This is a genomic window from Enhygromyxa salina, assembly GCF_000737335.2.
GTDB lineage: Bacteria > Myxococcota_A > Polyangia > Nannocystales > Nannocystaceae > Plesiocystis > Plesiocystis salina_C.
The window spans coordinates 44,484-53,425 of record NZ_JMCC02000064.1 but is presented as its reverse complement, the minus strand read 5'-3'; the positions used below and the strand labels follow the sequence as shown (position 1 = coordinate 53,425).

The 8,942-nt window shown below is 68.1% G+C and carries 8 protein-coding genes; 5 read left to right on the top strand and 3 right to left on the bottom strand.

Annotation, left to right across the window (positions count from 1 at the left end):
- The 3 genes from DB30_RS41635 to DB30_RS23615 all read left to right on the top strand — a co-directional run.
- Positions 1-1,434: type IV pilus twitching motility protein PilT (locus DB30_RS41635; protein WP_146660298.1), on the top strand; the 1,434-nt coding region annotated here is incomplete at its 5' end.
- A gap of 4 nt (positions 1,435-1,438) precedes the next feature.
- Positions 1,439-2,539, top strand: a complete 1,101-nt coding sequence (locus DB30_RS23620) for a type IV pilus twitching motility protein PilT (protein ID WP_052552811.1) — start codon at positions 1,439-1,441, stop codon at positions 2,537-2,539.
- Positions 2,540-2,554: 15 nt separating this feature from the next.
- The gene (locus DB30_RS23615) at positions 2,555-3,214 is read left to right on the top strand and encodes an SOS response-associated peptidase (protein WP_052552810.1); all 660 of its coding nucleotides are present in this window, start codon (positions 2,555-2,557) and stop codon (positions 3,212-3,214) included.
- Here the strand turns inward: DB30_RS23615 and DB30_RS23610 are convergent.
- Entirely contained in the window at positions 3,171-4,838 is a 1,668-nt protein-coding gene (locus DB30_RS23610; protein ID WP_276204375.1) for a xylulokinase, read from the bottom strand. The genes DB30_RS23615 and DB30_RS23610 overlap by 44 nt on opposite strands.
- Before the next feature lie 139 nt (positions 4,839-4,977).
- On the opposite strand from DB30_RS23610, the gene DB30_RS23605 reads away from it, so the two are divergent.
- Both DB30_RS23605 and DB30_RS41630 read left to right on the top strand, forming a co-directional pair.
- Positions 4,978-6,009 carry an LLM class flavin-dependent oxidoreductase gene (locus DB30_RS23605; RefSeq protein ID WP_052552819.1) on the top strand — a complete coding sequence of 344 codons (1,032 nt, stop codon included), beginning with the start codon at positions 4,978-4,980 and terminating at the stop codon, positions 6,007-6,009.
- A gap of 267 nt (positions 6,010-6,276) precedes the next feature.
- Positions 6,277-6,996, top strand: coding sequence for a hypothetical protein (locus DB30_RS41630; RefSeq protein WP_205633045.1), 720 nt, complete (start codon positions 6,277-6,279; stop codon positions 6,994-6,996).
- 37 nt (positions 6,997-7,033) lie between these two features.
- On the opposite strand, the gene DB30_RS23595 is transcribed toward DB30_RS41630, so the two are convergent.
- Positions 7,034-7,534: a DUF2505 family protein gene (locus tag DB30_RS23595; RefSeq protein ID WP_052552806.1), complete on the bottom strand. Its 501-nt coding sequence runs from the start codon at positions 7,532-7,534 to the stop codon at positions 7,034-7,036.
- Between the two features lie 10 nt (positions 7,535-7,544).
- Complete coding sequence (locus DB30_RS23590) at positions 7,545-8,804, bottom strand: pectin acetylesterase-family hydrolase (protein WP_146660290.1); 1,260 nt, start codon at positions 8,802-8,804, stop codon at positions 7,545-7,547.
- Between the last annotated feature and the right edge of the window lie 138 nt (positions 8,805-8,942).

Below are 8,942 nucleotides of genomic sequence, written 5' to 3'. Positions count from 1 at the left end.
GCCAAACCGGCCGCCGCCAAACCGGCCGCCACCAAACCGGCCGCCGCCAAACCGGCCGCCGCCAAACCGGCCGCCGCCAAACCGGCCGCCGCCAAACCATCCGCCGCTGACGCCCTCATCGCCAGCGCCGTGGCATCGGTCGACGCCGTCCGGGGCTCACCTTCCGCATCCGCCCCCGCATCCGCATCCGCATCCGCGCCAAGGCACGGCGAAGGCGTCGACTTCACGACCCGACCACCGCGCTGCACCTGGGACAAGGGCGGCCCGGAAGCTCGGATCCGTGCGCTGCTCCGCGAGGCTCGAGAGGCTGGCTGCACCGACGTCCACGTGATCGGCGGCCAACCGGCGCGCTTGCGTCGGCTCGCCGAGCTCGAGCCCATGGGCCCGGTGCTCGAGACTGCAGATGTCGAGCGCATGCTGATGTCGCTGCTCGAGCAGGCGGGCGAGCAAGCCACCGCGCAGCTGCACGAGCTTGGCTACACGGACTTCGCGGTCGAGCTGCCCAACACCGGCCGCCTGCGGGTCAACTTTGCGAAGGGCCAGTCCGGGCTCAAGGGCTGCTTTCGTCTGATCGTGCTGCGTCCGCCCAGCCTCGAGGCGCTCGGGCTGCCGATCGAGCTGCACAAGGTCGCGCAGCACCACCAGGGCCTCGCGGTGGTCTCGGGCCCCAGCGGGCAAGGCAAGACCACGACGATGGCGGCGCTCGTGGATCTGGTCAATCGGACCAAGCCGCATCACATCATCACGGTCGAAGATCCCATCGAGGTCGTGCACCCGATCCGCAAGGCCGTGATCAGCCAGCGCCAGGTCGGGCTCCACACCCAGAGCTTCCACCACGCGCTCAAGGGGGCGCTGCGCGAAGACCCCGACGTGATCATCATTGGCGAGCTGCGCGATCGCGAGACCGTCGAGATGGCGCTGCAGGCGGCCGAGACCGGGCACCTGGTGATCGCCAGCATGAGCACGCCCTCGGGCGCCAAGACGATCGAGCGCCTGATCGACATGTTCCCGCCCGAGGACCAAGCCCAGGTCCGCTCGACGCTCGCGGGGGCGCTCAAGGTCGTGGTCTCCCAGCGCCTGGTCCCGACCGCGGACCGCACGAAGATGGTCGCCGCCGCGGAGCTGATCACCGGCAACGTGCCGCTGTGGAGCCTGATCCGCGAGAACAAGCTGTTTCAGATGTCCAGCCTGCTGCAGCGCGGGCGCAACTACGGGATGATCAGCGCCGAGACCTCGCTCAACGAGCTGCTCGCGGCCGGTGTGATCACCGAACAGACCGCGCGCCGCTACGCTGACGATCCGCGGATGATCACCCCTGGCGGGGTCAAGGTCGCCGCCGCCAAACAAGACGCCTCCGGCCAAGATCTGGGCAAGACGGCGCTCGGGGCCGTGCGCAACATGTTTGGGCGCGGCCGCCAGAAGGATGAGGGATAGCGCCATGCCAGCGATCGACAGCTACTTCGGCGTGATGCTCGACACCGGCGCCTCGGACCTGCACCTCAGCGTGGGCTACCCGCCCATGCTGCGGCTCAAGGGCGACCTCGTGCCGCATGGGCAAGAGCCGCTGGACGAGCCCACCATGCGGCGGCTGCTCGACGAGCTGCTCGACGAGCCGACCCGCGAGCGGTTCCACAAAGAGCGCGACCTCGACTTTGCGTACTCGTTGCCAGGACCCGGTGGCCAGGTTCGGGCCCGGTTTCGCTGCAATTATCTCTACAAGCACACCGGCCCCGGGGCGGTGTTTCGGACCATCCCCTCGAAGATCCTCACAGCCGAGCAGCTTGGCCTGCCCTCGCAGGTGCTCGAGCTCGCGAAGCGGCGCTCGGGCCTGGTCATGGTCACCGGGCCGACCGGCAGCGGCAAGAGCACCACGCTCGCCGCCATGATCTCGTGGATCAACCACGAGCGCGCGGGCCATATCCTCACGATCGAAGACCCGGTCGAGTTCGTGCATCAGCCGGTCAAGTGTCTGATCACGCACCGCGAGGTCGGCTCGGACTCGCCGAGCTTCGCCGACGCGATCCGCTCGGCCGGGCGCGAGAACGCCGACGTGATCCTCGTTGGCGAGCTGCGTGGACCCGAGACCATGCGCCTGGCCCTGCAGCTGGCCAGCTACGGCGTGCTGATCTTCGCCACGGTCCACACCAACTCGGCCGCGGCGACGATCGATCGCTTCATCAACGTGTTCCCGGCTGGGCAGCAGCCGGCGATCCGCGGGATGCTGGGTGAGTCGCTCGCGGGGATCGTCGCCCAGCAGCTGCTCAAGCGCGCCGACGGCAGCGGTCGGATCGCCGCCCACGAGATCCTGATCGGCACCAACGCGGTCTCGACCTGTATCCGCGAGAACCGAACCTCGATGATCGACAGCATCATCCAGGCCGGGGCCCGCGACGGCATGCAGGGCATGGACGCCACCCTCGACCGGCTGGTGCGCGAGGGCACGATCACCGCCCAAGATGGCCTCGACAAGGCGCTCGACAAGGCGACCTTCGCCAAGCAGCCGCACGTCAGCAGCCAGCTCGACATGCCGGTCGAGTAGCGGGAGCCGCCGCGCATGTGTGGACGCCTGAGCCTCAGCGCGCCGAATCATCGGGCCGCGGCTGTGCTGCTGGCCGACGCGGTCCCGGGGTTCGAGGTCGAAGGGCTGTCGCAGTGGCTCGCGCGGTCCGACTACCGGCCGCGCTACAACGTGGGGCCCAGTCAGGACCACTGGGTCGTCCGCGCTCGCGGCGGCCGGGCGATCCTCGATCGCGGCACCTTTGGCCTGCGCAGCGAGGCGCGCCCGGGCAAGCCGAGCAAGCTGGTGATCAACGCGCGGGCCGAGACGGTCGCAACCACGCCGCTGTTTCGGGCCTCGTTTGTGCGCGGGCGCTGCTTGATCCCCGCGGACGGGTTCTTCGAGTGGGAGCGGCGGGACGGGCAGCGGCAGCCGTGGTGGTTTCACCGAGACGACGGCAAGGCGCTGCTGTTCGCGGCCGTGCTCGAGCCGCCGGGCTTCTCGATCATCACGGTCCCCGCCGGGCCGCAGCTGCGTGGGATCCACGAGCGCATGCCCGCGATCATTGAGGCTGACGCGGTCACAGACTGGCTCGGTGGCGATCCACCTCGGGCCCACGAGCTGCTGCGCACCACCGATCTCGCGCTGGCGTCGATGCAGGTCTCACCGCGGTTCAACTCGCTGACCCACGACGCCGCGATCGAGCAGATTGGTTGAGGCGACGGTGGATCGGCGCGTTCTTGGCGTGGATCTGCAGGTACGCCGCAAATTGCCGATCCAAGAGCTCACGGTGGGCGGGGTTCGGCGAGAACGACGTGGCCACGCCCACGCGGCTGGGAATGTCCTCGACCTGCAGGTGCCCAAGCCCGATCGAGGCCAGCAGCGCGGCCCCCCGCGCGTTGCAGGCCCGCGGCTCGAGGACCTGGTGAATCTCGCGATCGAGCACGTCCGCCATGACCTGGCACCACAGCCGCGACATCGCGCCGCCGCCGATGAAACGGATCGGATCACAGCGCGCGCCCACAAACCGCTCGAGATACTTCAGCAGCCACTTGGTGTTGAACGCCACGCCCTCGTAGATCGAGCGGATCAGCTCGGCTCGCCCGGTCCGCAGCGACATGTTGTGAAAGCCCGCGCGCAGGGTGTCGTCGGCGACGGGGCAGCGCTCGCCGTACAGCCACGGCGTGAAGATGAGCCCGCCGCTGCCGACCGGCGCCGTCGCGCCGACTCGCTCGAGCCGCTGCCAAAAGTCGTCTGGCGCGGCGCCCGTTCCCAGCGCATCGTCGACGAACAAGAAGTGATCGCGCAGGTACTCAAAGCACACGCCCGCGCTCTCTTGCGCGGCCGCGACAAAGTAGCGACCTGGCAGCGGAGACGGCAGCGAGGCCATGTTGTGCAGGACGTCGGTCTTCTTGTAGCGGACGTGGCAGGTCGCCCACGACGAGGTCCCAACATAGATGTGCGCCTGGCGATCGTCGACGGCGCCCGAGCCGACCGCGGCCGAGTGGATGTCGGGCGTCCCCCCGATCACTTGGATCCCGTCGCCACGCGCCGCACCAAGCCCCAAGCCCGCGGCCGCCTCCCGGGTGAGCGCGCCGATGACCTCGGTCGCCCCGCACAGATCCGGCAGCTTGGCGCGTGGGACCCCGATCCACTCGAGCAAGTCGGGGTGGTAGCTGATCGAGTCGAGCCTGCGATTGTCGGTCACCCAGTGCGCCGTGATCGAGTCGAAGGTGGCCGCAAACACGCCCGTGAGCTTGAAGTTGAGCCAGTCCTTGGGCTCGAGAAACATCGCGGCCTTGGCGTAGACCTCGGGCTCGTTGTGGCGCAGCCACAGCAGGTGCGCGACCGGTTCTTTGCCCGCGAGGCTGGGGACCCCTGCGGTCAGACGCACCCACTTGGCCAGCTTGCGCGCGCCGTAGCCCTCGACGCGGATCAGGCCATCGCAGATTTCCGGGACATGCCGAGCGCCGCGGGCGTCGAGCCAGATGATCGAGGGTCGCAGCGGCTCGCCCGCCCCGTTCACGGCCACGGTCCCACACCAGTGAGAGGTGACCGCGACGGCGACGATCCGCTTGGCCGCCCCGGTCTGCTCGAGCACCGCGGTGGCCGCCTCGCAGATCGCCCGCCACCAGTCGGCGGGCGCCTGCTCGGCGCCGCCGCCGTCGAGCAGCGACAGTGGAACCGGGCGCGTCTGCCACCCGACGACCTTCGCGTCGAGGGTCACGACCGCGACCTTTGGACCCGACGTGCCAAGGTCGATCGCCAGCACGCAGTCGCGCGAGCCCTGTGCGGCGCCGCCACTCCCCGCGAGCCCCTCACCTTCTCGCACGGCCGTCACCCCAGCAGTGTCGCCGACGCGAAGCGAAGGTGTCGACCCGCGTGGAGCTGGCCGGTCGAGCACGGTCGAGCCCGGTCGAGCCCGGTCGAGCACGGTCGAGCACGGTCGAGCACGGTCCGACTGGGGTATGAACCACCCCATGCCTCGCTACCGCTGTGGCGTCCTCGATCAGTCCCCCGTCGCCGAAGGTCGCAGCCCCGCCCAGGCGATCAGCGAGTCCGTCGATCTGGCAGTCCGGGCCGAACAGCTGGGCTACGAGCGCTACTGGCTCGCGGAGCACCACGCGACCGAGAGCTTCGCGGGCCCCTGCCCCACGATCCTCATGGCCCACGTGGCCGCCAAGACCCGTTCGATCCGGGTGGGATCCGGCGGCGTCATGCTGATGCACTACAGCGCGCTCGCGGTCGCCGAGCAATTTCGGATGCTCGCGGCCTTGCACCCGGGTCGCATCGATCTGGGGGTCGGCCGCGCGCCGGGCACCGACAGCCGAGGCGCGCGCGCGCTGGCGCCCAACCACGGCGCGCCCGATCTCGAACAGACGCTGTTCGAGACCAAGCTGCGCGAGCTTGGCGGCTACGTGCGCGACGACGGTGTTCCCAGCTCGGACCAACCGGTGATGGCGATGCCAACCGGATCGATCGAGCCCCCGCAGCCGTGGCTGCTCGGCTCCGGATCAAAGAGCGCCGCGCTGGCGGCCAAGCTCGGCTGGGGGTTTTGCTTCGCGCAGTTCATCGGCGGGGCCACGGGCGCGATGGTGGTCGACGCCTACCGTGAGGCCTTCGTCCCTTCGGTGTGGCTCCCTCGACCTCGGGTCGCCGTGGGGGCGTTCATCTTGGTCGCCAACGACGACGCCGAGGCCGAACGCCTGATCAGCAGCACCGAGCTTTGGTACCTGAGCCTACAGCTTGGTCAGCACATCCGGTTTCCGGCCCCCGAGCAGGCGCTGGCCCACGAGTGGAGCCCAGCGGCTGCGGCCATGCGTCGGCAGCTGCGTGCGCTGCGACTGTACGGCGGACCCGCGACCGTCTCGCGCGGGCTCGATCGTCTGGCCTTGCTCTACGACACCGACGAGTTCCTGGTCGTCACGATCACCCACAACCACGCGGCGCGGGTGCGCAGCTACGAGCTGCTCGCCGAGATCGCCCAGCTCGCCCCTGCGCGCGAGCAGTGAGCTGACTCTAGCTCCCCCCCGCTTTGGCGGGCGCCTGGCGAAGCTTGCGCATTTGTCCAGAAGGCCAATCCATCGCTTTCGTGGCGACGGCGCCCGGACCGGACGCCCCGCTCGCGCACCCAAAAGTGAGCCTGGCGAAGGCCGTTGGTTTTCAAGCCCTCCCCCAGTCGTGCTAGCCTCGCGTCCACGATTAGCTGCCTGGTATTTTTCATGTCTTTACCCCGTCGACTAATCCCCGTCCTCGTACTGCCCCTCGCATCGGCCTTCGTGTTCGCATGTGGTTCGCCCACGGATGACCGCGACGACCCCATGTTCTCCAACGGAGAAGCGGGGACAGATGCCGACGCCGAGGCCGGCACGGTCGACGAGACTGGCGGCGACATGGGCACGGGCGACGGTGACGGCGACCCCGGCACCACCGGCGACGGCGACGGCGACCCCGGCACCACTGGCGACGGCGACGGCGACCCCGGCACCACCGGCGACGGCGACGGTGACCCCGGCGACTGCGCGACAGATCCGGCCCAGGTCGGGACCAGCTGTGGGCAAGGCAGCGCCTATCACGGGGCCTTCCCGATCGGTGAGATGAGCACGGACATGCCGGTCGGTGCGATCGTCGACACCGACAACGGCCAAGGCAACGGCGCCGAAGACTGGTATCAGGTCGACTTCCCGCTGATGCCGGACACCCGCCCCATGGCCGGCACCGCGGTGATCGAGTTCGCCGAAAACGGCAACGACGACTACCGCTTCGAGGTCTACCGCGACTGCGGCGCGCAAGCCTATGGACAGGGTCTAGCGGCCGAATTTGGGGCAAGCGCCCCGCCGCTGTCGGAGTGGAGCTTCAGCGATCTCAACCCCGACATGGAGCAGCTCGAGTACATGGACAACATCCCGTGGCCAACCACGGTGTGGGTCCGCGTGTTCAGGTTCCAGAACAACCCAATGTGCACGACCTACCAATTGCAGGTCTCCCGAACGATGTAGGGGAGGTGACCCCCGCAGGCCGCCGGTATGGCGCAGCTCAGCGGTGGTCCTTCAGGTAGCTGTTGATCCACTTGGCGCTGTTGTTCCAGCCCTCGAGGGTGTTCTGGGCCGCGGTGTTCTCGACCAGCTTGCCGATCCCGAACATGTTGGCGTCGACCTCGAACTCCACGACCCGCCGACAGTGACCGTCGCCGTGGGCGACGAGGCGCATGGTCCCGGCCACGCGCAGCTTCTCGCCAAACGCGGCCAGCAACAGGCGCCAGCGATACACGCCCTCGCTGCGGATCCAGTCGCCCGACTCCTCGTAGCCGACCCGGTCCCCAACGAGCTTGGCGACGGCCTTGGGCATCTCGAGCTTGGGGATCATGGCCATGCGCCGGAACAGCTTGTCGCCGTCGTCGCGGCGCTCCACGATCTTGCACGAGGGGAACCCCAACCCCTGCTCGTACATCTGCACGTTGAAGGCGTCCTCGAAGTACAGCGGCCACATGCGCGCGGGCGTGCAGCTCAACTCGTGGTCCATTTGGTGGCGTTGCATGGGGGTGAATTCAGGGCCCCTGGGACCCATCGGGGTCGACGAAGCTCTGCAGCGGCAGGCTGTCATCGAGCACGAGCTCGATGAAGTCGCCGAGCTGCCACTCGCCGACGTCGGTCAGGCCAAAGTCGATGATCGACGCGCAGTGGCTGTCGTTGATGTTGCGGAAGTAGGGCAGGAAGTAGGCCAGGTTCTCGCGGTCGTCGTACTGGTCCATGAGCAGCAGCGAGTCCTCCCAGAACTTCTGGTGGATGCCCTCTTCATCGATGCCCTCGAAGAAGCGCTCGTAGGAGTAGCGCGAGTAGTTGAAGTCACGAACGAAGTAGGTGATCGCCAGGCGATCGTCGGGGAACAGGTCGGCCATCTCGGCGTTGATCGACCCGAAGTCCTCGGTCAGCGCGGCGGCGATCGGGGTCTCGTCGATGACGGTCTCGAGCCCCCAAGCGGTGGTGATCTGCTCGTGCAAGGGCGCCGAGTTGACCGAGTTGGGAAACAGCGGACCCGAGTCATTGACGAGGTAGCCGAAGTTCGGGGCGATCGCCTCGCGCAAGAAGAAGTAGTTGACGTTGGAACCAGCTCCGCCCGCCGAGCAGCCGCCCGCGTAGAGCTTGTCGGTTGCCGGGAACTGCCAGCCCAGCCACTCGCTGACCGCGACCATGTTGTCGTGTCCGACGTGCTTGTAGGCGAGCTGCTTGGTCCCGTCCTTGCTCTCGTAGGTCACCGAACGGCTGCCGGTGTGCACGTCCCCGGTGCAGTAAGACACGAACACCATGTTCCAGTCGCGCATGGGGTTTTGCGAGCTGTCGCGCCGAACCAACGGTGAATGGATCCCCCAGGCCTCCATGTGGTTGTCGGAGATCCCGTTGGGGTTGGCGGCGCCAAGCTTGCCGAGCTCGCCCGAGCAGCTCTCGTAGTCCCAGCACGCGCCGCCCGGCTCGAAGATCACCATGAGGTCATCGGCGCCCTCATGCCAATTGACGAAGAACTTGTATTGGCTGCCGTCGCTGCAATAGGTGTTGGGCAGCTCGATCGGGACCCACTCGTCGTAGGCGGGCGGCGGCGGAGGCGGCTCTTGCTCGTCTCCGGTCTCGCCGGTGTCCCCCGTCTCGCCGGTGTCCTCGGCCTCGCCAGTGTCGGCTCCGGTCGTCTCGGTCTCACCCGATCCGTTTGTATCTGCGAGCTCACCCGCGTCGCCGCAGCCCGAGGCGGTTGTAGCCACACAGATCGTGAGCGCAGTCAGGAGGGGGGTACAGAACAATCGTGGGTCAAACATCGGGCGGCTCTATCCAGTCAGGTCCAGTCAGGTCCAATCAGGTCCAACACGGGCGAAGGGATCGTCGACGGCTGCGCACATCGTATGCGGGTCGAAACCAACAGACAACGTCGTGGCCTCCACCAACCGCTGATCGGG

What these genes read in the sequence shown, in the direction of transcription:
- DB30_RS23620 (WP_052552811.1), top strand. Translation starts at nt 1,439, where the DNA reads ATGCCAGCGATCGACAGCTACTTCGGCGTGATGCTCGACACCGGCGCC.
- DB30_RS23615 (WP_052552810.1), top strand. Translation starts at nt 2,555, where the DNA reads ATGTGTGGACGCCTGAGCCTCAGCGCGCCGAATCATCGGGCCGCGGCT.
- DB30_RS23605 (WP_052552819.1), top strand. Translation starts at nt 4,978, where the DNA reads ATGCCTCGCTACCGCTGTGGCGTCCTCGATCAGTCCCCCGTCGCCGAA.
- DB30_RS23595 (WP_052552806.1), bottom strand. Translation starts at nt 7,534, where the DNA reads ATGCAACGCCACCAAATGGACCACGAGTTGAGCTGCACGCCCGCGCGC.
- DB30_RS23590 (WP_146660290.1), bottom strand. Translation starts at nt 8,804, where the DNA reads ATGTTTGACCCACGATTGTTCTGTACCCCCCTCCTGACTGCGCTCACG.